This window comes from Kribbella sp. NPDC004875 (assembly GCF_042873375.1).
Taxonomy (GTDB): Bacteria; Actinomycetota; Actinomycetes; order Propionibacteriales; family Kribbellaceae; genus Kribbella.
This window is the reverse complement of the sequence record NZ_JBIALI010000001.1, coordinates 905,368-929,569: the sequence shown is the minus strand read 5'-3', so window position 1 is coordinate 929,569 and position 24,202 is coordinate 905,368. Positions and strand designations below refer to the sequence as shown.

Genomic DNA, 24,202 nt, shown 5'->3' with positions numbered 1-24,202 from the left:
GGACAGTGCAGGTCCGCGACCTGGTCCGCCGGTACGACGACCGCGCCGTCCTGGACGGGGTGGACCTGGACATCGAGCCGGGCGAGTTCGTCGCGCTGCTCGGCAAGAGCGGCTCCGGCAAGAGCACGTTGCTGCGGGCCCTGGCCGGGCTCGACTTCGATGTCGACGGATCCGGTGACGTGTCGGTCCCGGAGAACGTGTCGGTGGTCTTCCAGGACTCCCGCTTGTTGCCATGGGCCAAAGTTCTCGACAATGTCGTGCTCGGGCTGACCGACGCCGGCGAGCGTGGCCGGCAGAGTCTCGAGGAGGTCGGGCTGGCCGGTCGCGAGAAGGCCTGGCCGAATGAGCTGTCCGGTGGTGAGCAGCAGCGGGTCGCGCTGGCGCGGTCGCTGGTGCGGGAGCCGGAGCTGTTGCTCGCGGACGAGCCGTTCGGCGCGCTGGACGCGTTGACCCGGCTGAAGATGCACGTGTTGTTGCGGAAGTTGTGCGCCGCGCACCAACCCGCCGTACTGCTGGTCACGCACGACGTCGACGAGGCGATCGTGCTGGCCGATCGGGTGATCGTGCTCGACGCCGGCCGGATCGTCGCCGAGGAGACGATCGACCTGCCGGCGCCGCGGAGTACGGCCGATCCAGGATTCGCCGCGGTCCGTTCGCGGCTTCTCGACGCGCTAGGAGTTTCGGTATGAGCCGGCAATTGCATCTGAACGCGTTCCTGATGAGCACCGGGCACCACGAGGCGTCCTGGCGGCTGCCGGAGAGCGACCCGTTCGCGAACGTGAAGATCGAGCACTACCAGGAGCTGGCCCGGACCGCGGAGCGCGGGAAGTTCGACTCGATCTTCTTCGCCGACTCACCGGTCCTGATCGGGACCGTCGGCCGGCGTCCCGCGGGTGCGCTCGACCCGACGGTGCTGCTCGCCGCACTGGCCGGTGTGACGTCCCGGATCGGGCTGATCGCGACCGCGTCGACGACGTACAACGAGCCGTACAACCTCGCGCGGCGGTTCGCCAGCATCGACCACGTCAGCGGTGGACGGGCCGGGTGGAACGTCGTCACCACGGCCGGGCCGGACGCGGCGCGGAACTTCAACCTGGCCGACCAGCCGGCGCACGCGGAACGGTACGAGCGGGCGGCCGAGTTCCTCGAGGTCGCGTACAAGCTGTGGGACTCGTGGCAGGACGACGCGGCGGTCGCGGACAAGGCCGAGGGCGTCTGGGCGGTGCAGGACCGGGTGCGGCCGATCGACCACGTCGGCCGGCACTTCCAGGTCCGCGGGCCGCTGAACCTGCCCCGCTCGCCGCAGGGTCATCCGCTGATCGTGCAAGCCGGTTCGTCGGAGGACGGCAAGGGTCTGGCGGCGCGGTACGCCGAGGCGGTGTTCACCGCGCAGCAGACGCTGGAGGACGCGCAGGACTTCTACCGGGACCTGAAGGCGCGGGCGGTCGCGTTGGGACGGGACCCGTCGGAGGTGAAGATCCTGCCCGGGATCGTGCCGGTGATCGGGTCCACGGTCGCGGAGGCAGAGCGGCTGGAGCACCAGTTGGACGCGCTGATCCGGCCCGAGTACGCGCGGCTGCAGCTCGCGAAGACGCTGCGGGTGGCGCCCGAGGACCTGCCGTTCGACCAGCAGTTGCCGGCCGAGCTGCCCGACGAGGACGAGATCGAAGGCGCGAAGAGCCGGTACACGCTGATCGTGTCGCTGGCCCGGCGCGAGCAGCTGACCGTGCGCGAGCTGATCGGCCGGCTCGGTGGTGGGCGTGGTCACCGGACCTTCACCGGTACGCCGGAGCAGGTCGCGGACGCCATCCAGCACTGGTTCGAGGCCGGCGCCGCCGACGGGTTCAACATCATGCCGCCGGTGCTCCCGTCCGGGCTCACCACGTTCGTCGACGAGGTGATCCCGATCCTGCAGTCCCGCGGCCTGTTCCGCACCGAGTACTCCGGTACGACGCTGCGCGACCACTACGGCCTGCCCCGTCCGGCCGGCCGAACGGCGGAACTCCAGGAGGCCACCGCCTGAGAACGTCGGGGGTCCCGTCAGGCGGCGGGACCCCCAACCCGCACCACGAGCCTCCCGACCGCCCTACCGTCCTGGACGGGGACCCGTCGCACTCGCAGTTCCTCCGGTGCATCGGACCGTCCAGCACGATCGCGCGCCCGTCCATGGCGTGCGGGTAGGTCCGGTACGGCGATTCGCCGGTGTCGTGTGAAAGAGTTTCTTCCATGCGGCTGAGTCCCATCGCGAAGCGGGTCCCGCGCGTCGTTGCCCATCGCGGCGCCAGCGCAGTCGATCCGGAACACACGCTCGCGGCGTACCGGCGGGCGATCGAGATGGGCGCCGACGGACTCGAGTGCGATGTCCGGCTGACCGCGGACGGACATCTCGTCTGCGTACACGACCGCCGGATCGAGCGCACCTCGAACGGGCAGGGCGTGGTGTCCAAGATGAGCCTCGAACAGCTCGAGACCTACGACTGGGGCTCGTGGAAACGGCCGACGGCCGACACCGACCTCGACAGCCGGAAGGTGCTGACGCTCGACACCCTGCTGTCGACCGTCCGGGACGCGGGCCGCCCGGTCGAGCTGGCGATCGAGACCAAGCACCCGACCCGGTACGCCGGTCTCGTCGAGCGCCGCCTGATCGAGGCCCTGGACCGCTACGGCTGGGCGCACCCGAAGCTCGGTACGGAGTCGCCGGCCCGGGTGATGAGCTTCTCCTGGCTGTCGCTGCGCCGGATGCGTACGGCCGCGCCCGGGCTGCGGACCGTCCTGCTGATGGACCGCGTCCCGCTGCGGTTCCGCGACGGCACGCTCCCGACCGGCGTCTCGTACGCCGGCCCGGGCCTGGCGATCGTCACCGCGGACCCGGAGTACGTCGATCGCGTGCACAAACACGGGCATCAGGTTCACGTCTGGACCGTGAACGCCGAAGAAGACATCCGGCGGTGCCGCGAGCTCGGTGTCGACGCGGTCATCAGCGACCGGCCGGACGTCGCGCTGCGGGTGCTCGCGGACGGGGCGGAAGGTGTAGGACGCCGTACCTGACCAGCGGGTTTGTGACACTTCGGATCGGATTGCGTGGCTTGTGTCACGCCGGTGTGGATACGTAGTGGCGCGAATGCGGGCGGTTATTCTTAACGTTCAATCTGTCGATTTCATCACGGTTTCCCGGAGTTTAGACGGGAACTCCGCGGTGGCTATGTAACGGAATACTTGCAGTGGTTTTCCGGGACCGGATCGTGGGCAGAAGTTCCTGTGGTTGTTCCGATCATCGAGGAGACCCTGCTTGTCCTCAGCGACCTTGCCCGCCGACGTGAGCGTCGTGGACGTCGTACTGCCGCACGAAGTGTCCGCGGTAGCGGACGCACGACGCCGTCTGGCCACCTACCTGAAGCGGTACCGGGTGGCCGGAAATGCCTGTGAGGACGCGAAACTCGTGCTCACGGAGCTGCTGTCGAACGCGATCCGGTACGCGCCGCCGTTGCCGGCCGGCGAGGTCCGTGCCGCTTGGTGGATCGACAAGGCCGGAATCCATGTCGAGGTCACCGACGGCCGCGGTGACACCGAGCCCCAGCGCATCAGCGACACCCATCCCGAGTCGGTCGGCGGCCGCGGTCTGGCCATCGTCGACATGCTCACCACGGGCTGGGACGTCCGCACCGCCGCCCATCACCGCACGGTCCACGCCGTCATCCCGAACTGACCCGACCCGGCTGGTGTCCTGAGCCGGGTTGGCTCCGGGGTGTGCCGGGCTGCAAGACTGCGGGGTTATGGGAAAGAAGTCGCGGCAGCGCGCGAAGAACACGACGACGACCGTCACGCTCGACCCGGCCGATCTGGTCGATGTCGGGCCGCGGGAACCCTGCCCGTGCGGTTCGGGCAAGCGGTTCAAGCAGTGCCACGGCAAGGACCGGGCGCAGGCGGCCGACACGTTCGTGGTGCGGCCGTTCGAGGGTCTGCCGTCCGAGTGTGACCTGATCGCGTTCCGTGAGATCGTCCCGTCCGGCACCGTGCAGGTCGAGCTGGTCGGCGACAACGCCGGCAAGGTGGTCAACCTGGTCACCCTGCTGCCGATGGCGATGCCCGGTCTGGTGCGCGACGACGAGACGATCTGGATCGGCTTGCAGACGCACGCGTCCTCGGGTGACCCGAGCCGCGACCTGGGGCACGCGATCACGGCCGCGCTGCGGACCGAGCCGGGGAATCCGATCCAGCTCGGCGACCTGATGAAGGACGGACCGCGGCTGCAGGACCTGATCGACACCTCGAAGCCGCTCGAGATCAAGGTCCACGAGGGCTTCGACTACTGGGTCGGCGAGAACGTCGAGGACCCGACCGGTGAGGTCGCCGCCGGCCTGGAGCGCGCGAACGCCGCGGCTGCTCCGACCGTCCGGCTGGAGTCGGTCGACGCGGCGTACTGGACGCAGATCGGTGACCGCATCTACCTGCGCTGGGTGCTGCCGCACACCGAGGACACGCTGCTCGACGCGCTCGCCCGGCTGCACGCCGCCGGTTCGTCGGCGCTCATCGACGGCAGCCGGCTGATCGGTTCCTTCCGCGCCCTCGGCGTACTGGCGCCGGTCTGGGAGCTGCCGGCCGGGACCGACGCCGCCGACGTCGAGAAGCCGGCGGCCGACTTCGCCGTCGCGCTGGAGAAGGCGCTGGCCACCGAGGCGCCGCTGACCACCGAGGAGCGGGCCGCGCGGGCCGGCCTCGCCAGCCGCCAACTCACCATCCGCTGACCGCTTGAACGACGAACGCCCACCCTGGCCGCGGCCGGGGTGGGCGTTTCGCTGACTCACGGTGGTCCAGGCCATCAGAACCGACGCGACCGTGAAACGTGGACGGCCCAAGTCCTGCTGACGGGGGAGCAACAGGGCCTGGGCCTAGGCATGAAGAGTAGTCAGGTTGGTGCCGGGACACAAGCCCCGATTTCACTCCGCGTGTCGTTGGGCTTACGCGCCTACCGGCGCGCGCAACACCGGGCACGACATACAGCGGGGTCCGCCGCGGCCGGAGCCGAGCTCGGAGCCGGAGATCCGGATGACCTCGATACCGGACTCCTCGAGCCGCGCGTTGGTCTCGACGGTCCGCTCGTACGCGATGCAGACCCGCGGCGCCAGCGCGAGGGTGTTGTTCCCGTCGTCCCACTGCTCCCGCTCGGCGGTCACCGGGTCCAGCCCGGTGTCGATCCGGCGGAGCGTGTCGATCCCGAGCGCCTTCGCCGCGGCGACCAGGAACGGCTCGGGCTCCGCCACATGCAACTCGGCGCCGTCGGTCGTGACCGCCAGCGCCCGCATCTCCTCGGCCATGTTCGGATACATCAGTACGGCGTCGGTGTCGACCATCGTGCACACGGTGTCGAGATGCATCGTCGCCCGCTGCTGCGCGATCGGTACGGCGAGCACGGTGTGCGCCAGTCCCTTCTCGAACACCCGCTGCGCCAACCGCTCGACGCCGGCCGGAGTCGTCCGCTCGCCGACCCCGACGGCGAGAACGCCGGGGCCGAGCGCCAGGACGTCCCCGCCCTCGACGTGCTCCAACTGGTGGTCGTACACCTTGTCCGCGCTCGCGAACCGCGGGTGGAACGTGTAGATCAGCTCGGTCAGCTGCGTCTCGCGCATCCGGGCCGGCATCGCCAGGGACGTGACCGCGACCGAGTCCCGGATCCAGACGCTGGAGTCGCGAGTGAAGAGCAGGTTCGGCAGGGGGTCGATTAGGAAGTCCTCGTGGGCCAGCAGCGACGTCACCAGCCCGCCCACGCGCACCTCGTCGTTCCGTACGCCGGCCATCAGCGCCTCGGCCAGCGCGGCCGGGTCGAGCGCGCCGAGGGACGACCGCAGGTAGTCGCGCAGGGTGTCGCCCAGACGCAGGTCCTCGATGGCGCCCGCGACGGCCTGCGCACGGGCCTCCGGATCGTTGAGCGCCTCGGTCAGCAGCTCGCCGAGGTACAGCACCTCGACGTCGCGGTCCCGGAGGGCCTGGGCGAACGCGTCGTGCTCGTCCTGGGCGCGACCGACCCAGGGGATGCCGTCGAACAGCAGCTTGTCGTTGTTCCGCGGGGTGAGCCGGCGGAGCTCGTTGCCCGGCCGGTGCAGCATCACCGTGCGCAGCGGTCCGACCTCGCTGTCGACGCCGTACGCCTTGACTCCGCCCGTCTCGGTCATCCGCCCAGCCCTTCTTCCGGTCGTGGTCACCACGCTACGGCAGTCCGATCAATCTGTCTGATTGTCCGACAATATGCCTCGGAGTGCCAACTTCTCAGGAGCGCACCCGGTCGTAGACCAGGCAGAGCGCGCCGGACTCGGTCGGCGTCGCGTCGGCCAGCTTCCAGGACGTGGCCGGCAGCCCGTCCTCGAACAGCCGGGCGCCACCACCGACCAGCTCGGGATCGAGGGTGATGCTCAGCCGGTCGACCTCGTCCGCGGCCAGCAGCGCGCGGATCACACTCGAGCTGGCCAGCACGATGATGTCGCCGCCCTCCTGGCCGCGCAGGTCCTTGACCACGTCCGCGGGCTCGCCCTCGGCGATCCGGGAGTTCAGCCACGGGGCCTCGGTCAGGGTCGTCGAGAAGACCACCTTGTCGGTCTCGTTCAGCCAGCGCGAGAAGGCCCGGTCCTGCGGCGCCGCGCTCTCGTCGTCGGCCACCGCCGGCCAGAAGCCGCCGAAGCCCTCGTAGTTCTTCCGGCCGAGCAGCACGGTGGTGGCCGGCTCGGTCACCCGGAGCATGTGGTTCCGGGCACCTTCGGTGATCGCGTGCGGAACGATCCAGCCCATGTCGAAGTCGCCTCCGGGTCCGTTCACCCGGCCGTCGAGCGAGAGCGAGATGTTGGCGGTCACTGTGCGAGTCATTTCGGTGTCCTCTTCCTGTTCGTTGCGGCCGGTTCGGCCTGACACCAGAAATCCTGCCGCCGGGGCGCGGCCGGAACATCTGCCACCTGGCTGATATCCGCGACCCGCCTGGCTGACAGGGCCGTCGTACGAAAGGACGAATATCCACAGCTGGCCGCTACGGACGAGGTCGATCGGCTGGAGAGGAACTAGGCTGCGGTGCTGTGCCCGGTGATGAATTGTCCTCCGAACCGTTCGAGCGTGCCGTCGCCTGCGTGATCCCGGCGAAGGACGAGGCCGAGCGGATCGCGGCGACTGTCGACGCGGTGCACAAGATCATCGGCGTCGACCTGGTCGTGGTCGTCGACGACGGCTCCACCGACGGTACGGCGGAGTCCGCCGAGCGCGCCGGCGCGGTCGTGGTCCGCCACGAGCGGAACCGCGGCAAGGCCGCCGCGATGGAGACCGGCGCGGCCGCGGTCGCGGAGCGCGACGGCGCCCGGCCGCGGCACCTGCTGTTCCTCGACGCCGACCTGACCGACACGGCGACCGCGGCGGGCCCGCTGATCGAGCCGGTGCAGACCGGCCGCGCCGACATGACCATCGGGACACTGCCGGCCCAGGTTCGCACCGACGGGTCCAAGGCGGGCGGTCACGGATTCGTGGTGCGACTCGCGCGGGCCGGGATCCAGGAGGCGACCGGCTGGGCGCCGGAGCAGCCGTTGTCCGGCCAGCGCTGTCTGACCCGGGCCGCGTTCGACTCCGCCGTACCGCTGGCCGCCGGGTTCGGGGTGGAGACCGCGCTGACGATCGACCTCGGGCGGAAGGGCTTCCGGATCCTCGAGGTGCCGATCGAGGTCCGGCACCGCGCGACCGGCACGGACCTGCGCGGGCAGCTGCACCGCGCGAAGCAGTACCTGCACGTCCGCCGGGCGCTCGCCGCCCGCAGTGCGCTGCCCGCGGACGGTGGTGGGCCGTCGCTGCGCAGTCTGTTCCCGCGGAAGACCGCCCAATGAGCACTGTCGACACCCCCGACGTCGAGCTCGGCCGGAAGTACGGTCGCCGCGCCGTCGCCCTCTACCTCGCGTGTACGGCGCTGATCGTCGCGGTCGGGCTGCTCGGCCCGTCCGTGGTGGTGCTGACCCTGACGGGCCGGCACACCTGGCTCCCGTCGTACTGGTTCACCACCAAGCCGAACGACTGGCTCGTGTCGGTGATGATCTACGTCGCGATCCTGCTCGGCGGGTACGGCGTCTATCTCGCCACCAAGGCCCTGAAACACGGCTGGGCCCCGCGCATCGACCGTTTGATTGCCTTGGGCATCGGTACGACGGCGGCCGTCACGCTGGTGCCGCCGATGGCCTCGGGCGACGTGCTGATCTACGCGGCGTACGGCCGGATCATGGCGCTCGGCGGCGACCCGTACACGGCCTCGCCGGCCGACACCATCCGGCTCGGGTACGACCCGGTGATCGCCGCGACCGAGCGGCCGTGGCAGGGCGCGCGCAGCGTGTACGGGCCGATCGCGACCTGGATCCAGTGGCTCTCGTCGGTGATCGGCGGCGACTCCGCGCAGCTCACCGTCTGGATGCTGCAACTGTCGGTCGCGATCAGTCTGGTGGTCACCGGGCTGCTGCTGCTGAAGCTCGTCGGCAAGGACCTGCCGGCCCGCCGACGGGTGATCATGCTCAGCCTGGCGAACCCGCTGCTGCTCTGGGCGGTGCTCGCCGGCGCGCACAACGACGCGATCGCGGTGATGTTCGCGGTGATCGCGCTGGTGCTGTTCCGGCGGCACGTGTTCCTGGCCGGGATCATGCTCGGCGTCGCGGGCTGCACGAAGCTGTCCATCGGTCTGGTCGGTGTCGCGATGCTGTGGGCGCTGCGTGCCGACCGCCGCAAGTGCGTCTGGTTCTGCGGTGGCGGCGCGCTCGCGATGGGCGGGCTGTACGCGATCGTCGGCCTGCAGGCGTTCCAGCAGGCGCGGTCGCAGACGTCGTTCATCTCCACCGGCACGCCGCACAAGGTGCTGCTGAGCTTCTTCACGCTGTTCCTGCCGAACGGGCTGGTCCGGACCGTCCTGGCGATCCTCGCGTGGGTCGGGCTGATCGTGGTCGCGATCCTGCTCACCCAGGTGATGCCGAAGTCGTTGGTGCCGCAAACGCATCCCGACGACCCGACCCCGGCCGCGATCCGCTACACCGCGATCTACGCGATCGCCTGGGTGCTGACCGCGATGTATTCACTGCCCTGGTACGACGTGATCGCCTGGGTCGCCCTCGCCGCGGTCGCCGCCTCCAAGGTCGACGGGCTGATGGTGATCCGTACGACGATGCTCGCGATCGCCTACGTCCCGGGCCGCGACCCGAACGCCCGGCAGGTCGCGGCGAGCCTGTCGGACTCGCTGGAGTTCTTCAGCGCGCGACTGCGGGACACGCTCTGCCCCGCGGTCGAGCTGTTCGTGCTGGTCGCGTTGATCGTGTGGGCTCGGCGGAACGGTGCCCAGTGGTGGCCGTACGACTGGCCCCGCCGCAAGCCGAAGCCCGTCCCGCAGAAGGCCGCCGAGGCGCACTAGGCGCGTCACCGCACACGAGGGGATAACCCGTCGTGTTGGGGGTTCTCTGCTGGTATGCGAGGGGAGAACCCGTAACACCAGGGGTTATCCCCTCGCGCGGGCGTGAGGGTGCGGTCAGCTCCAGAGTGATTCGGCGGCGGCAATCGCGCGGGCCAGGACGAGCTTGACCGGTTGGCCGAGCTCCGTGGCCGCGGCGACCACGTCGTCGTACTCCGGTTGCACGTTGACCACCTGGCCGTCGTACCTGGCGATCTTCACGCTGATCGAGGCGCCGTCGAGCTTGATCGTGGTGAACTCGCGGTCGGCGGCGTGCTTGCTGATCGGGTACTCACGGAGGCCGATCGCGGTGGTCTCGGTGAGGATGACGCGGCGGACCGCGGGGGCGTTCTTGCCCGTGACCAGGACCGACAGGGTGTGGGCCGGGCGGCCCTTCTTCATCAGGATCGGGGTGAGCCAGGCGTCGGCGGCACCGGCGGCCAGCAGCTTCGCGAGGATCTGCGGCCACAAACGCGGGTCGAGGTCGTCGACGTTCGTCTCGTAGACGAGCTCGGTCGCCGGGCGGTCGGTGGACTCGCCAACGATCACGCGGAGGATGTTCGGCACCTCCACCGGGTCCCGCCCGCCGGCGCCGACACCGGTGGTGCCGACCCGCATCGGCGGCATCATCCCGAACTCGTCGGCCAGTGTCGCGAGCAGCGCGGCCCCGGTCGGCGTGGTCATCTCGTACGGCGCCGTACCGCCGATCACCGGCGCCTCGGCCTCGGCCACCAGGTGCAGGACCGCGGGACCCGGAATCGGGATGCCGCCGTGCTGCCCGCGCACCTGGGTGCCGCCGCCGAGCGCGATCGTCGACACCACGATCCGCTCCAGCCCGAGACTCACCGCGGCGGCCGCGACCCCGACGATGTCCGCGATCGCATCCAACGCACCGACCTCATGAAAGTGCACCGTCTCCGGATCCACCCCATGTGCCGCCCCTTCAGCCCGAGCCAGCCGGCCGAAGGTGTCCAGCGCCAGCTCCCGGACCCGCCCGTCCAGGGCGGCTGCTTCGAGCAGTCGCCGGACGTCTGCCCACGCCCGCGTCGGTCCGTGACTGTGGTGGTGCGGGGACTGGCCGTCGCCCGGCCCGGACCCGTCGGCAACCGCCTCCTGCCCGTCGTCGGCGTGCCCATGCCCATGCCCGTGCCCATGCCCGTGCCCGTGCCCGTGCCCGTGCCCGTGCCCAGCACCTGCCTCGTGCCCGTGGACGGTGTCGGGGAAGTTTTCCGGGTGGGGCGTGCCGTTGACCTCGACGGAGGCTTTGGTAGCGGCGATCTGGTGGCGGGCGGTTTGCGTGATGCTGACGGACAGTGAGGGGTCTACGGCGGCGACCGCGGCGTTCACAGCCGCGAGGTCGGCGCCGGCGGAGAGGAAGGCGCCGAGGAGCATGTCACCGGAGGCGCCCGCGGAGCAGTCGAGCCAGGCAGTGCGCATCAGGCGTCCTTCGTCTCGCGCGGCACCGAACGACGGGCGACCCGCGCCGCGAAGACCCCGGCACCGAACCCGTTGTCGATGTTCACCACCGAGACGCCGGGCGCGCACGAGTTCAACATCCCGAGCAGCGCGGCCAGCCCGCCGAACGAAGCGCCGTACCCGACGGAGGTCGGCACGGCGACCAGCGGTACGCCGACGAGCCCGCCGACGACGCTCGGGAGCGCCCCCTCCATCCCCGCGACCACGATCAGGCAGTCCGCCGCGTCCAGCCGCTCACGGACCCCGAGGATCCGGTGCAGCCCCGCCACGCCGACGTCCGTGATCATCTCGACCTCGGCCCCGAACACCCGGGCCGTCGTCGCCGCCTCGGCCGCGACCGGCGCGTCCGACGTACCGGCCGCCACCACCGCGACCCGCCCGCGCAGGGCGCCGCGCTTGCCGAGGACCGCCGTACGCCCGACCGGGTCGACCACGGCCGCCGGCAGCGCCGCGGTCACCGCCGCCTGCGCCTCGACGGTCAGCCGGGTCGCCAGGACGGCGTGATCCGGGTGCGTGGCGTGCAGCGTACGGAGCAGTTCCACCACCTGAGACGGCGTCTTGCCGGCGCCGTAGACGACTTCGGCGTCGCCGGTACGCTCCAGCCGGTCGGTGTCGAGGCGGGCGTACCCGAGGTCGTGGACGCCCGGTTGTGGACCCTGATCAGGCAAATGTGTCACGCGGCGAATCTACGTTGCCGAGGCCCGACGTACCGCATCCGTCCCGTCACCCACACGCTGTGCAATCGCTTGTTTACTCAGGTATAACACCGCATGCCTTAGGCTCTCGTGCTGTGTCTTCGACGTTAGCCGGTGCCTTCGGGGTCGCCGCCCTCTTCGTGGCGGTGCTAGCCCTGGTGTTCGCGATCCAGGCCCTCCGGGCCCGGACAGACACGTCGGACCAGGTCACACCCGCCCCACTCCCGGATCCGGCCCCGCAACCCGAGCAGCCCGAGGCGAAACCCGGAACCGTCAAATCCGAACTGCGCCGGCTCAGCAAGGAACTCGACGCCACCCGCGGCGAACTCAAGGAGACGCTGCAGCATCTGGCGGTCGTCCGGTACGACGCGTTCGGCGACACCGGCGGCAAACTCTCCTGGTCGATGGCGATCCTGGACAACAACGGCGACGGCGTCATCCTCACGTCCATCAACAGCCGCGCCGACGCCCGCACCTACGCCAAGGAAGTCCGCTCCTTCACCAGCGAGTCCAAACTCTCCCCCGAAGAACAAGAAGCCATCGACACCCTCCGCAAGGAGTCCGGCCCCACGGTCGACTGACGGACTCTTTGAGTTGACCTCGCGGGTGATGACTGCAGCTTGACAGGAGGTGTCCCTGAGATTTCCCGATCCGCCCACCGTGGTGAGCGTGACGAGCCGCCGGCTGAGCTGACACCTCCTGTCTAGCTGCAGCAGGTCGTCAGCGGCGCTTCGGGACCCGTGCTGTCAGGGCGCCCGGTTCGATTTCGCTGATCAGGTAGCGGCCGGGGCCGATCGGGTCGCCGTCCAGTTGGCGTTGGACGTCGACGGCCGCGTAGATCTCGACCTTTCGGCCGGTGAAGCGTTCCAGGTACATGTCGGTGCGGTTGGTCCGCGTCATCAGGCGCCAGAGGACGATCGGCCACTGCGTGACCCGCCGCGGCGCGATCACGACCACGTCCAGCAGACCGTCGTCAGGCCGCGCGTTCGGCAGGAGCGGGATGTTCGCCTGCAGCATCCCGACATTGCCGACCACCACGGTCCGGACCCGACGTTCGATCGGCTCCGCGTCGTCGATGGTGAGCTGGACCCGTACGGACGGGTGGTTGATGTTCTTCGCCGCCGAGACCAGGTACGCCGTCCACCCGATCTGCTTCTTCAGGTGTGGCGGTGCGTCCGAGATGATCGCCGCGTCCAGCCCGAGCCCGGCCATCACCGCGAAGCGGTCGGTGTCCAGCTCGTCCCCGTGCACCCGAACCAGGTCGATCCGCCGATCCCGCCCTTCCAGGATCCGCTCCAGCGCGTCATCCAGGTCCAAAGGAATGTGCAGGTTCCGCGCCAGCAGGTTCCCCGTCCCCGCCGGGATCACCCCGACCGGGATCCCGGTGTGCGCGAGCGCCGAGCACACCACGCGGACGGTCCCGTCCCCGCCCGCGACCAGCACGAGGTCCGACTCGTTCTCGATCGCCTGTTTGGCCATCGCGTTCCCGGCGTCGTCCTCGCGCGTCTCGAGCCACAGCGGGTCGTCGTACCCGCGGACCTCGAGCGCCCGGGTCACCTTGCGGCGGAACGCGACCCCGTCGCCGACCTTGATCGGGTTCACGATGACGGCGGCCCGCGGCGGAGCCGTCGTACCGTCGCCGTCGGACGGGGTACGGCGCCTGCGCCGGCGCAGCCCCGGACGCAACCCGAACCCGATCGACGTCGCGGTCAGGATCGCCAGTCCGAGCGCCCAGCCGCCGAGCACGTCCGACACGTAGTGCACGTTCAGCGCGATCCGGTCCGCGGACGCGATCCAGACCACGATGAGCACCGGCAGCAGCACGAGCAGCCGGAACCGCCGCCGCCAGCCCCGCACCGACGGCAGCACGACCCCCAGCGCGCCCGCCATCACGAACGCGGCCGTCGCGTGACCGGAGACGTACGAGAAGCCGCTGGTCTCGACCAGCATCTGGGCCGGCCGCTCCCGCTCGAAGATCGCCTTGACCACCTGGACCAGCACCAGCTCCGCGACCGCCGAGGTAAGCAGCCAGAACGTCAGCAACCGGGCCCGGCGCTGCCACAGGTACGCCGCCACGATCACGATCACCGCCCGTGACGTCCAGGGCAGGACGACGGCCCCGACGACCTGCCAGAAGTCGACGACGCTCTCGTGCCCGGCGCCGTACGACGCGGCGCGGGCGGCGACCGACCGGTCCCAGCGGGCCAGCGGTGACCAGTCCTCGAAGACCAGCAGCGTGATGACGGTGAACGGCAGCGCACCCAGGACGACCGTGAGCGCACGGCCGACCGGACTGGGTGGGTGGTGGTTCATCGCCCGCTCAGATCCTCCCCGCCGATCGCCTGTGCTCACCACATCATCCCGAATAGACTTCGCCGGTTCAGACACGCCCCGATACCCTCGTCGTGTGATTGACGCGAAACTGCTCCGTGAGAACCCTGATGTCGTCCGCGCGGCCCTGACCAAGCGCGGCGAAAGTACGGACCTGGTCGACCAGATCCTGGTGGCCGACAGTGAGCGTCGATCGTCCATCTCCGCCTTCGAGGCGCTCCGGGCCGAGCAGAAGACGCTCGGCAAGCAGGTCGCCCAGGCCAAGGGGGACGACCGGACCGCGCTGCTGGAGCGCACCAAGACGCTGGCCGCCGAGGTGAAGGCCCACGAGGCCGCGGCGAACGAGGCCGGGAACCGCTTCGACGAGCTGGCCCGGGCGCTGCCGAACCTGGTTTCCGACGAGGCGCCGGTCGGCGGCGAGGACGACTTCGTCGTGGTGGAGGAGGTCGGCAAGCCGCGCGACTTCGCCGCCGAGGGCTTCGAGCCCCGCGACCACCTCGCGCTCGGTGAGCTGCTCGGCGCGATCGACATGGAGCGCGGCGCGAAGATCTCCGGCTCGCGGTTCTACTTCCTCAAGGGCGTCGGCATGCTGCTCCAGCTGGGCATGCTGCAGCTGGCCGTCCAGCAGGCGGTGGAGAACGGCTTCACCCCGATGATCACGCCGACCCTGGTCAAGCCCGAGGTGATGGGCGGCACCGGCTACCTGTCGGCGCACGACGACGTCTACCGCCTCGAGGACCCGGAGCTGTACCTGACCGGTACGTCGGAGGTCGCCCTGGCCGGCTACCACATGGACGAGATCATCGACCTGTCCAACGGCCCGATCCGGTACGCCGGCTGGTCGTCGTGCTACCGCAAGGAAGCCGGGTCGCACGGGAAGGACACCCGCGGGATCATCCGTGTCCACCAGTTCGACAAGGTCGAGATGTTCTCCTACTGCAGCCTCGAGGATGCCGCCGCCGAGCACCTGCGGCTGCTGGCCTGGGAGAAGGAGATGCTCGACAAGATGGAGCTGAGCTACCGGGTGATCGACACCGCCACGGGCGATCTCGGCATCTCGGCGTACCGGAAGTTCGACTGCGAGGCGTGGGTGCCGACGCAGGGCCGGTACCGGGAGCTGACCTCGACGTCGAACTGCACGGACTTCCAGGCCCGCCGGCTGAACATCCGGCACCGGGACGCCGACGGGAAGACGCAGGCGGTCGCGACCCTGAACGGGACGCTGGCCACCACCCGCTGGATCGTCGCGATCCTGGAGACGCACCAGCTGGCCGACGGCTCGGTCCGGGTACCGACCGCCCTGCGCCCGTACGTCGGTGGTCGCGAGGTCCTCGAGCCGGTCGCCAAATGAAGGAAGGCGCACGGCCGACGGCCGTTGCCCTGGACATCGATGGCACGCTGATCGATCACGACGAGAGACTGTCGCCCGCGGTCGTCGACGCGGTCCGGCGCACCGCGGCGCAGGTTCCCGTCATCCTGGCCACCGGCCGGGCCTGGTCGACCACCAGGCCGGTGGCCGAGCGGCTCGGTCTGCCGGCCGGCGGGTTGGTTGTCTGCAGCAACGGCGCGCGCACGCTCCGCTACCCGGACGGCGAGGTCGTCGACGAGCGGACGTTCGACCCGTCGACGGTGATCGCCTCGGTCCGCAAGTACGCCCCGAAGGCCCGGATGGCGGTCGAGGAGTACGACGGCAGCTATCTGGTCACCGCACCGTTCCCGGACGGCGACCTCGGCCGGGACGCGCGGATCCGGGTGGTCGGTGACGAGGAGCTCGCGCCGCAACCCGTGACCCGGTTGATCATCCGGGACCCGGAGCAGTCCGAGAGCGACTTCGTCCACCTGGCGGAACGCCTGGGCCTGCACGGCGTCAGCTACTTCGTCGGCTGGACGGCGTGGCTCGACATCGCGCCCGAGGGTGTGGACAAGTCGACGGGCCTGAAGGTCGCGCTCGCGCAGTACGACCTGGACCCGGCCGGCCTGCTGGCGATCGGTGACGGACGCAACGACATCGAGATGCTCACGTACGCCGGTCTCGGGGTCGCGATGGGGTCCTCGCCCGACGAGGTGAAGGCCGCCGCCGACGAGGTGACCAAGCCGGTCCAGGACGACGGTGCCGCCGCGATCCTCAACCGCTGGTTCTGACCCGGCGTAAACAGCTTGCTTCAAGCAACAGAAAGCCCAGAACCCCCGCAGTTGCAGGGGTTCTGGGCTTTTGCCCGATAGTCCGCTGGCGGGCCGAGTATCGGTCAGGCGACGCGGGTGCTGCCGGTCCGGCGCGGCTGGTTGTGCTGGTGGTCGACCACGGTGTCGAACGCGTCCAGTACGGCGTTCACCTCGGGTCGCGGCCGCGGCGTCTTCGCAGCCGGGCTCTGACCGCGGCGAGCGCGGCGCAGGTGCCGCTTCACCGTGGACAGGGAGCATCCCAGCCGCATGGCCAGGGACTCCAGGCTGTCGTTCGGGTACTGCGTGCGCAGCCGCAGGACTTCTTCGTGGCTCACCGGCCGGCGCGTCCCCCGCGCGCCGGCGAGCTGGTCGAAGTCGTCCGCCTGCACCTCGATATCGAGCAGGTTGCGGATCGAACGCCGTTGTGCAGCGGTGGTTCCGGCGACGAAGCCGCTCACGTCGTGTTCGGCGACGGCGCTGTACAGGCAGTCGGTGAACAGCGGGCACGAGGCGCACAACGTCTTGGCCTCGCGGGTCAGCTGTTCGTACCGCTCCCTGGTACGACGGGTCGCGGACGCGGGCGGCGGCTCTTCCATCAGGCGGTGCTGAAAGATGTCCGGGCGGGCGATGCAGCCGGTCATGGCCCCCTCCCTGCTGGAAGACGTGTCGACAGCCGCTCGGGAGCTATTGCCCCCCGGCCCCGCTAGATTGGCGCTGTTGACGGTCATCAAGGCTCCCCAAGTATCAAGACCTGAGTGAACGAACAGTGAACGTCGTTCGTTCGCACAGATCCGCTAGCTGATGGACCTGCGAACTGTTGCCGGCCCACCGTTGTCGTCCCGGGCGCGGGACGCACCGATCCATAACTCTTGACGTCGCTGCCGCGGGTTTGGTTGCAGCCAATCCCACAACAGTTCTTCGACGTTTGTGTGTGCTTACGCAAGGTGGGGCGGATTCAGTCGCGCTGATCCAGAACACGCATACGACGCGGCCGAACAGCCCCCGGTTCCCCGCCAGACCTCCGCATGAAATCACGCACCCGCAGGGCGGTGCAGGGGAACTTGCTGCCTTTGCAGCATCCTGCCGTAACGGTCTGATGACGTTGTCAAAACCTCAACCAGAAAAGTCAAAACCCGCTGAAACCACTGTCGAACGGGTTGCGTTCCGGCTGCCCGGGGGAGTAATGCGGGACCGCCGTCACCGAGGATACGGTGGGCCTGTGACGGCTTCGCAGTACCCCCGCCTGATTGCCACCGATCTCGACGGAACTCTGGTCCGTAGTGATGGAACCGTGTCCGACCGGACCTTGACCGCGGTGCGTTCGGCACAACGCGCGGGAAGTGTTTTCGTGATGGTCACCGCCCGGCCACCTCGCTGGCTGCACGACCTGACGGACCTGGTCGGCGCGCACGGTGTCGCGATTGTTGCCAACGGCGCCATTCTGTACGACGTCCCGCGCCGGCAGGCGATTCGGACCCGGCTGATCGATCCGGCGATCGCTCTCGACGTCGCGCAGGCGATCCGTGCGGCGATCCCGGACGTCCAGTTCGCCATCGAGCGACCGGACCGCTACGGACAGGAACCGGTCTACCTGAATCGCTGGCCGAAACCTGCCGACACGTTGATCGCGGCGGTCGAGGAACTCGTCGCGGAGCCGGCCGCGAAGCTGCTCGTCCGGCATCCGAGCCTGCAGGCCGACGAACTGCTCGCGCTGGTCTCACCGTTGGTGGGCCAACGAGTCACGGCCAGTCACAGCGGCGGCCACGGTCTGGTGGAGATCTCCGCGTCCGGGGTGTCCAAGGCCGCGATGCTGGCCGATTTCGCTGCGTCACAAGGGATCTCGGCTGCTGAGACGATCGCGTTCGGTGACTCGGTCAACGATCTGCCGATGCTCGCCTGGGCCGGAACCTCGTACGGGATGGCGAACGCGCACCCCGAGGTGCTCGCGGTGGTGGACAGAACTGCCCCGGCAAACGACGAGGACGGCGTCGCCGCCGTCCTCGAGGAGTTGTTCCAGCCTGTGAAATAAGGCTTTACAGATACATCCCGCCGCTGCCGGGCCCGTCGGTGGTGCCGGCCTGCGGTGCACCGGGGAAGCTCGGGTGCTCGTCGCCGGGCAGCTGCTGGCCGCCGGGCAGTGCGCGGCGCATCTGCTCCAGCTGTTGGCGAGCGGCCATCTGCTGCGCGAACAACGCCGTCTGGATGCCGTGGAACAGGCCCTCCAGCCAGCCCACCAGCTGCGCCTGCGCGATCCGCAGCTCGGCGTCGGTCGGCGTGCTGTCGTCGGTGAAGTCCAGGCTGAGGCGTTCCAGCTCCTCGACCAGCTCCGGCGCCAGCCCGCTCTCCAGCTCCTTGATCGATGCCTTGTGGATCGATCGCAGACGCGCCCGGGAGGCTTCGTCGAGCGGCGCCGACTTCACCTCGTCGAGCAGCTGCCGAATCATGTTCGCGACCCGCATCACCTTGGCCGGCTGCTCGACCAGCTCGGTGACCGAACGGGGTTCGTCGTCGTGCTCGTCGTGATCGCTGTCGGAGCGCGGCGGTCCCTCGACGGCCATGCCGTCCGGCCCGACGATCAGCACCTTGCCGTCTTCGGTCCGCGCCCCGGCCATCGGTGTTCCCTGGCCCTCGCTGCTGCTCTCGGTCATCCCCCCATCCTAGAACCGCCTCAATTGGTCCGGGCGCGGTGCCTCCGTACGGCGTCGCGGTTGGCGCAGGCGGGGCTGCAGTAGCGCTGACGTCCGGTGCGCGAGAGGTCGGCGTACACGTTGGCGCAGCCTTCTGTGGCGCAGCGTCCGACCCGGCTGATGCCACGGCCGGCCAGGTGCAGCGCCGTACCGGTGCTGATCAGGGTCGCGACGAGGCGGCCGACCGGTACGTCGTCCGGCCGGTAGTGCACGTGCCAGCCGTCGCCCGCGTGGTTCGTGAGCCGTGGATGCTCGGTGTACTTCGCCAGCATCGCGTTCACCAGATCGACGCGGGTCCGCTCGTCCGTGGCGTCCACGACCGCTAGCCACTCGTCGAGCGCGACCCGGACCGCGGCCAGATCCGCGGCAGTGACGTCGCGGTCGCGGACCAGGCGGTTCTCGACGCCGCTCTCCTCGCAGCGGTCGGCCAGCTCCTCCGGCGTGTTCGCCGGCCGGGTGGCCAGGTTCACCGCGAGCAGGACGGCGTCGGCGCCGTAAGGGTTGAGATGCATAATGCCATTACATCACGATGGATCCATGACAGATGCTCACCGGCACCGCTGGAGCGTGGTCTCCACCCATCAGGTCAGCGAAGGCCTGGTCGTCTACCAGCGGTGCGCCTGCGGCCGGTGGAGGGTCGCAAGCACACCGCCGTACCCCATCGCCTATCCCGAACTCGCCTTGGGGCGTGTCTCCCAATCCCCCGCCTACTGCGCGGCACTCGGCACGGCACCTCGCTGCACGTGAGCAAAGGCCACGATGCTCCGCATCGAGACCTTCGCTCCCGCGCACCGAGCCACCGCACCGAGCACCTGCTCGCTACGGCGCGGGATTGGGAGACACGCCTTAGTCGATACGGCTGACCATCGGTAGGCGTGAGCGGGTGAGCAGCCCCGCGAGCAGTCCGGCGAACAGTGGTACGACGACCACGATGCCGCCGATCTCCGCCCACGGGACCGTGAAGTGCGGTGATCCGAACGCGGCATGGGCCGTGTAGCCGTACAGCGCGCCGACCCCCACGCCCAGCAGGCAGCCCAGCTGACCCAGCACCCACGCCTGCGCCGCGGCCAGCGACCGTCGACGGCGCGGCGGCGCACCGATCGCGGCGAGCGTCGCGAGATCGGCCCGTCCCTCGGCCGCCGACAGTGACACCGAGATCGCCACCCCGAGCAGCGTGACCACCGTCGCGGCCAGCAGGATCCCGATCAGGAACACCCGTGCCGGGCTCTGGTAGCCCTTCTCCACCTGCAGTTCCTCGTCGGAACCGAGCAGCCGGGCGACCGCGGCGAGCTCATCCTTCGAAGGGTCCCTGGTCAGGTCGAAGTGCACTTCGGCGACGCGGATGGTGCCCAGCTTGCGGGCCGCGTCCTGACTGATCAGTGCCGTCTCCTGCAGGAACTGGACACGTGGCGTCGTACCGAGCGACACCGCGTCCAGGTCCCGCAGGTACTTCTGGCCGTCATCGTTGTGCATGGCAACCTTTTGCCCAGGCTTCAGTGTGACGTCCGGGATCACCACCTGACCGGCCCGCAGCGCGGCCGCCGCCTTCTCGCCGTACTCGCCGAAGCGAGCGACGAACGCCGGATCGGCCGCCTGCAGGGTGAACCCGGTCATCCCCTCGGTGTTCTCCGGCGAGGCGACCGACAGCACCGGCGTGTAGCCGTACTCGTTGGGCTTTGCGTTCGGCAACAGTACGTCGCCGAGCTCGTACCGTTGCCGAACCGGCAGCAGACCGGTCACCTCCGACACGAGCTCCGGCGTGTACGAGAGCGCTCCCGGGACGCCCTGGCCGAAGCGCAGTACGGCGTCACCGTGCCGGCCGACCGCGGTGTAGTCCGCGGCATCGGCTGCGATCGAGTTGGCTCCGGCGAACGAGATCGCGGCGGTACCGGCCACTGCCATCATGATCGCCGCGGTCGCGGGCCCGGTGCGGTGCCGGTGCCGCGCGGCGTCGCGCATCGCCATGCGGCCGCTCAACGGCAGGGCGCGGGCCAAGCCGGCGATCTTGGCCACGAGACTCGGGAGCATCCAGACGAGCGCTGCGATCGTCGCCGTGATGCCGAGCAACACCAGCGCGATCGCGCCGGACGGCGTCACGCTCGCCTGCTGGCCCATCTGGCTCGAATGCCGGGCCTCCTTCAGCGCGACCCCGATCATCGTGCTGCCCAGGAACACGCAGACCAGACCGGCGATGAGCAGGACGACGGTGACGATCCGGATCCGCGCCGCCTTCACCGTCACCGTGAACCGGCCCGCCAGCGCGGCCAGCGGCGCCTGCCGACCCGCACTGATCGCCGGTACGACGGCCGCGGCGAGCCCGGCACCGAGCCCGAGGAGGGCGATCGCGAGGATCGTGCCCCAAGGGACCTGCCAGGCGGTGAAGATCGAGTCGGTCATCCGCTCCCACAACGGCTTCGCGCTGAACACCGCGACGCTCGCGATGACCAGGCCGCCGACGACACCGACCAGTCCGGCGAACAGGCCTTGCATCGCGACGATCCGCCGTACGTCGCGCGGCGTACCGCCGGCGGCCATCACGAGACCGAGCTCGCGGGTCTGGCGCCGGGCGCCGACCGCGAACGCCGTACCGGCGAGCAGGACGATCTCGAGGATGCCGAAGCCGATCACCAGAGCCATCGCGGCGTACGGGCCGATGTCGCTGGCCTGGGTGAACGGGTCCGGCGGCGGGTCGACGATGGTTGCGCGCGGCAAGAGATAGAGGCCCTGGTCGAGCAGTTGTGCGCCGAGTTGGTCGGGGTCGGCCGAGTCGGGCAGGTCGACGAGGTACTGGACCGTGCCGGCCGGGTCGGCTTCGTTCAGCGTGGTGTCCGGCGTGGCGAAGACGGTCCGCGTGCTCTGCGTGGAGAGCATCCGCGCAACGCCGACGACGGTGTAGCTCTTGCCGCTGTCGCTCACCAGCGTGCCGCCGGGTCCGCTCAGTCCGAGCTTCCCGGCGAGCGAAGGCGAGATCGCGACCTCGTTCGCCGTCGCCGGCAGCCGGCCCTTGTCGAGCTTGACGGTGCCCTCGGTCAGCGGGTTCGAGCCGTCGCCGGTGACCAGGGTGACCGAGGTCTTCGCTTCCGGACCGCGAACCTGGATCAGGCCCGACTCGACGAGCTGGCGAGCGAGCTTGGTGCCCGGCGGGAGCAGCGGTCGTGGGTCGAACGTCGCGGGCGTCCGGACGGCTTTGTCCTGCCCATCGGCCGGCGACGCTTCGCCGTACGTGATCTGACCGCCCTGAGGCATCTGGAGCTTGCCGTACTTGGTGACGTCCAGCCGGGCGTCAGCGCGGCCGATGGTGTTGTTGGCGAGCGTTTCGCCCTCAGGGCTCTGGGTCTTGAGGATGATGCCCATCCAGGTCGCCGCCAGCACCGGCAGGCCGATCAGCGCTGCCACCAACAGCGTCCGGCCGAGCGACCTCCGCGTCGTACGGCGGGCAATCCGCAGCGGTGGACCCCACTGGCCCATCAGCGGCTCTCCTGGAGCAGCGCATCCGCATCGGACAACGGTCCGGACTGGCCCACGAGGACGCCGTCACGCAGGTAGACGACGCGATCCGCCCACGCGGCATGCCGTGCATCATGAGTGACGAGAACGCCGCCGATCCCGTGCTGGTCGCAGCGGTCACGGAGCAGCCGGAGTACGGCCTCGCCCGTCTCGGAGTCCAGCGCGCCGGTCGGCTCGTCGGCGAGCAGCAGGCGGCGTTCACCGACGATGGCGCGAGCGATCGCGACTCGTTGCCGTTGGCCACCGGACATGTCGTCGGGGAACCGGTCGGCGAGCTCGTCGATCCCGACCTCCTGCAACGCGGCGACGGCGTACTTGCGCGCGGTCCGGCTGCGGGTGCCGTCCAGCTCGAGTGGGAGCGCGACGTTCTCGGCCGCGGTCAGCGCGGGGATCAGGTTGAAGTCCTGGAAGACGTAGCCGATCCGGCGGCGCCGGAGTGCGGCCACCGCGTTCCGGCTGAGCGTCGCCAGGTCGTTGCCGTCGACAAGTACTTCGCCGCTGGTCGGCTGGTCGAGGCCGCCGGCGCAGGTGAGCAACGTCGACTTGCCGGAGCCGGACGGTCCCATCACCGCGACCAGTTCGCCCGGGGCGACCGCCAGATCCACGCCCCGCAAGGCCTGTACGGCCTGTTCCCCCTGACCGTGGGTCCTGGTCAGCTTCCGGATGTCCAGGATCACGACCGTGCCTCCTGCTCATCCGGTACGTCGTACTTCTGCGGCACCGCCCGTGGCTTGCCGCGGTGCCGTAACAGCATCGACTCGCAATGGTCGAGCCAGCGGATCTCGGCCTCGGCGCCGAAGATCATCGACTCGATCACCAGCTGCCAGGAGATCTCGCCGTCGGTGCTGTTGCGCTTCAGCCGGGTCAGCTCCTGCAGCGACTGCATGGTCGACATCCGCTGCCGCTGCACCACGGCGCTGACGTCCACGCCCGGGACGGCGAGCGCGAGTGCGAGCTTGATCGCGAGCTCGTCCCGCGGCCGCGACTCGCGGGTCACCGGGGTCTCGAACCACTTCGCGAGCTCGGTGCGCCCGGCGTCGGTGATCTCGTACATCGACCGGCCGTCGCCCTCGCTGGACGCGGCCCGGACCAGCCCGTCGCGCTCGAGGCGCGTCAGCGTCGTGTAGACCTGCCCGATGTTCAGCGGCCAGGTGGCTCCGGTGGCGGCTTCGAACTCACCGCGGAGCTGGTAGCCGTACTTCGGTTCGTCCTGGAGCAGCGCCAGCAAACCATGCTTGATCGACATAGATACCGAGTATGCATACCCGGTATGCTCGCGTCAATCCTCGCGGGTGAGCCGGCGGACCAGGCGGGCGGTCGTCGCGTCGACGTCGTACGGGCGTCCGGTGCCGGGGGTGAGCTGGTCGAGGACGAGGCCGTCGATCGCGAAATGCAGAAGCCGGATCTCCTCGGCGCCGCCGGGCAGGCCGGCGTGGGCGTTGAACGCGACGTCGGCGTCGAAGCCCTGCCGGAGTGTGCGCGACAGGATCTCGTGCAGGCCCGGGCGGCGCGCGGCTTCGAGGCGGAGCTCGAGCAACGCGAGCGAGAGCTCGGGGCGGCCGAGTAGGCGTTCGACGATGTAGCGCACGTAGTCCGTCATCAGGTCGAGGCCGGGCTCGCGCGCGGCGAGCGGCTCGAGGACTGCCTCGTCGGGGGCGAGACGCTCGAAGATCCGCTCACCGAGGGCGCCGAGCAAGGCGTCACGGGACTTGAAGTAGTTGGACGCCGTGCCGGCCGGGAGCCCGGCGGCGGCGTCGACGGCGCGGTGGGTGAGGCCGCGGGCGCCGGCCTCCGCGAGCACGGTCAGACCGGCGTCGGCCAGCTGGGTACGGCGTTCCGGATTCCGGGGCATGTTGACAGCCTAGCAGGAAACAACTACAAATGTCGTACACAACAACGAC

Annotated in this window: 23 protein-coding genes; 11 read left to right on the top strand and 12 right to left on the bottom strand. The window is 69.8% G+C overall.

Annotation, left to right across the window (positions count from 1 at the left end):
- The first annotated feature begins 5 nt into the window (after positions 1-5).
- From ACFYRH_RS04405 to ACFYRH_RS04385, 5 genes are all read left to right on the top strand, one after another.
- Positions 6-689: an ABC transporter ATP-binding protein gene (locus tag ACFYRH_RS04405; RefSeq protein WP_387767929.1), complete on the top strand. Its 684-nt coding sequence runs from the start codon at positions 6-8 to the stop codon at positions 687-689.
- A complete protein-coding gene (locus ACFYRH_RS04400; RefSeq protein WP_387767926.1) occupies positions 686-2,023 on the top strand; it encodes an LLM class flavin-dependent oxidoreductase in 1,338 nt (445 codons plus the stop codon). The genes ACFYRH_RS04405 and ACFYRH_RS04400 overlap by 4 nt, the downstream gene beginning before the upstream one ends.
- Positions 2,024-2,226: 203 nt before the next feature.
- Positions 2,227-3,048 carry a glycerophosphodiester phosphodiesterase gene (locus ACFYRH_RS04395; RefSeq protein ID WP_387767923.1) on the top strand — a complete coding sequence of 274 codons (822 nt, stop codon included), beginning with the start codon at positions 2,227-2,229 and terminating at the stop codon, positions 3,046-3,048.
- A gap of 241 nt (positions 3,049-3,289) precedes the next feature.
- Positions 3,290-3,706, top strand: a complete 417-nt coding sequence (locus tag ACFYRH_RS04390) for an ATP-binding protein (RefSeq protein WP_387767920.1) — start codon at positions 3,290-3,292, stop codon at positions 3,704-3,706.
- 67 nt (positions 3,707-3,773) lie between these two features.
- Positions 3,774-4,745, top strand: coding sequence for a DUF5926 family protein (locus tag ACFYRH_RS04385; RefSeq protein ID WP_387767917.1), 972 nt, complete (start codon positions 3,774-3,776; stop codon positions 4,743-4,745).
- A gap of 213 nt (positions 4,746-4,958) precedes the next feature.
- Here the strand turns inward: ACFYRH_RS04385 and ACFYRH_RS04380 are convergent, their stop codons facing one another.
- Entirely contained in the window at positions 4,959-6,170 is a 1,212-nt protein-coding gene (locus ACFYRH_RS04380; protein ID WP_387767914.1) for an arginine deiminase, read from the bottom strand.
- Between the two features lie 94 nt (positions 6,171-6,264).
- Positions 6,265-6,855 carry a dihydrofolate reductase family protein gene (locus ACFYRH_RS04375; RefSeq protein WP_387767911.1) on the bottom strand — a complete coding sequence of 197 codons (591 nt, stop codon included), beginning with the start codon at positions 6,853-6,855 and terminating at the stop codon, positions 6,265-6,267.
- A 203-nt stretch (positions 6,856-7,058) separates the two neighbouring features.
- Here ACFYRH_RS04375 and ACFYRH_RS04370 point away from each other — a divergent pair, with 203 nt between their 5' ends.
- A complete protein-coding gene (locus ACFYRH_RS04370) occupies positions 7,059-7,850 on the top strand; it encodes a glycosyltransferase (protein WP_387767908.1) in 792 nt (263 codons plus the stop codon).
- The gene (gene mptB, locus ACFYRH_RS04365) at positions 7,847-9,406 is read left to right on the top strand and encodes a polyprenol phosphomannose-dependent alpha 1,6 mannosyltransferase MptB (RefSeq protein ID WP_387767905.1); all 1,560 of its coding nucleotides are present in this window, start codon (positions 7,847-7,849) and stop codon (positions 9,404-9,406) included. The genes ACFYRH_RS04370 and mptB overlap by 4 nt, the downstream gene beginning before the upstream one ends.
- Positions 9,407-9,520: 114 nt before the next feature.
- Here mptB and larC read toward each other — a convergent pair whose 3' ends face one another.
- The gene (gene larC, locus ACFYRH_RS04360) at positions 9,521-10,879 is read right to left on the bottom strand and encodes a nickel pincer cofactor biosynthesis protein LarC (protein WP_387767902.1); all 1,359 of its coding nucleotides are present in this window, start codon (positions 10,877-10,879) and stop codon (positions 9,521-9,523) included.
- Complete coding sequence (gene larB / locus ACFYRH_RS04355) at positions 10,879-11,595, bottom strand: nickel pincer cofactor biosynthesis protein LarB (RefSeq protein WP_387767899.1); 717 nt, start codon at positions 11,593-11,595, stop codon at positions 10,879-10,881. Before larB ends, larC begins: the two co-directional genes overlap by 1 nt.
- Before the next feature lie 113 nt (positions 11,596-11,708).
- Between larB and ACFYRH_RS04350 the strand changes: the two genes are divergently transcribed.
- Positions 11,709-12,194, top strand: a complete 486-nt coding sequence (locus ACFYRH_RS04350; protein WP_387767896.1) for a DUF4446 family protein — start codon at positions 11,709-11,711, stop codon at positions 12,192-12,194.
- A gap of 139 nt (positions 12,195-12,333) precedes the next feature.
- On the opposite strand, the gene ACFYRH_RS04345 is transcribed toward ACFYRH_RS04350, so the two are convergent.
- Positions 12,334-13,926: a diacylglycerol kinase family protein gene (locus ACFYRH_RS04345; protein WP_387767893.1), complete on the bottom strand. Its 1,593-nt coding sequence runs from the start codon at positions 13,924-13,926 to the stop codon at positions 12,334-12,336.
- Positions 13,927-14,020: 94 nt separating this feature from the next.
- On the opposite strand from ACFYRH_RS04345, the gene serS reads away from it, so the two are divergent.
- Complete coding sequence (gene serS / locus ACFYRH_RS04340; protein WP_387767890.1) at positions 14,021-15,295, top strand: serine--tRNA ligase; 1,275 nt, start codon at positions 14,021-14,023, stop codon at positions 15,293-15,295.
- Complete coding sequence (locus ACFYRH_RS04335) at positions 15,292-16,086, top strand: HAD family hydrolase (protein WP_387767887.1); 795 nt, start codon at positions 15,292-15,294, stop codon at positions 16,084-16,086. Before serS ends, ACFYRH_RS04335 begins: the two co-directional genes overlap by 4 nt.
- Positions 16,087-16,190: 104 nt before the next feature.
- On the opposite strand, the gene ACFYRH_RS04330 is transcribed toward ACFYRH_RS04335, so the two are convergent.
- On the bottom strand, positions 16,191-16,748 hold the full coding sequence (locus tag ACFYRH_RS04330; protein ID WP_387767884.1) for a WhiB family transcriptional regulator: 558 nt from the start codon (positions 16,746-16,748) through the stop codon (positions 16,191-16,193).
- Between the two features lie 578 nt (positions 16,749-17,326).
- On the opposite strand from ACFYRH_RS04330, the gene ACFYRH_RS04325 reads away from it, so the two are divergent.
- Positions 17,327-18,136, top strand: coding sequence for an HAD family hydrolase (locus ACFYRH_RS04325; protein WP_387767881.1), 810 nt, complete (start codon positions 17,327-17,329; stop codon positions 18,134-18,136).
- A 4-nt stretch (positions 18,137-18,140) separates the two neighbouring features.
- On the opposite strand, the gene ACFYRH_RS04320 is transcribed toward ACFYRH_RS04325, so the two are convergent.
- The 6 genes from ACFYRH_RS04320 to ACFYRH_RS04295 all read right to left on the bottom strand — a co-directional run bounded on the left by ACFYRH_RS04320 (position 18,141) and on the right by ACFYRH_RS04295 (position 24,153).
- On the bottom strand, positions 18,141-18,755 hold the full coding sequence (locus ACFYRH_RS04320) for a bacterial proteasome activator family protein (protein WP_387767878.1): 615 nt from the start codon (positions 18,753-18,755) through the stop codon (positions 18,141-18,143).
- A gap of 20 nt (positions 18,756-18,775) precedes the next feature.
- Positions 18,776-19,306 (bottom strand): CGNR zinc finger domain-containing protein, encoded by a 531-nt coding sequence (locus ACFYRH_RS04315; protein ID WP_387767875.1) that lies wholly within the window; start codon positions 19,304-19,306, stop codon positions 18,776-18,778.
- A gap of 334 nt (positions 19,307-19,640) precedes the next feature.
- Complete coding sequence (locus ACFYRH_RS04310) at positions 19,641-22,262, bottom strand: FtsX-like permease family protein (protein WP_387767872.1); 2,622 nt, start codon at positions 22,260-22,262, stop codon at positions 19,641-19,643.
- Entirely contained in the window at positions 22,262-22,978 is a 717-nt protein-coding gene (locus ACFYRH_RS04305; protein ID WP_387767869.1) for an ABC transporter ATP-binding protein, read from the bottom strand. Before ACFYRH_RS04305 ends, ACFYRH_RS04310 begins: the two co-directional genes overlap by 1 nt.
- Positions 22,975-23,547: a helix-turn-helix transcriptional regulator gene (locus ACFYRH_RS04300; RefSeq protein WP_387767866.1), complete on the bottom strand. Its 573-nt coding sequence runs from the start codon at positions 23,545-23,547 to the stop codon at positions 22,975-22,977. The genes ACFYRH_RS04305 and ACFYRH_RS04300 overlap by 4 nt, the downstream gene beginning before the upstream one ends.
- A 33-nt stretch (positions 23,548-23,580) precedes the next feature.
- A complete protein-coding gene (locus ACFYRH_RS04295; RefSeq protein ID WP_387767863.1) occupies positions 23,581-24,153 on the bottom strand; it encodes a TetR/AcrR family transcriptional regulator in 573 nt (190 codons plus the stop codon).
- Positions 24,154-24,202 lie beyond the last annotated feature (49 nt).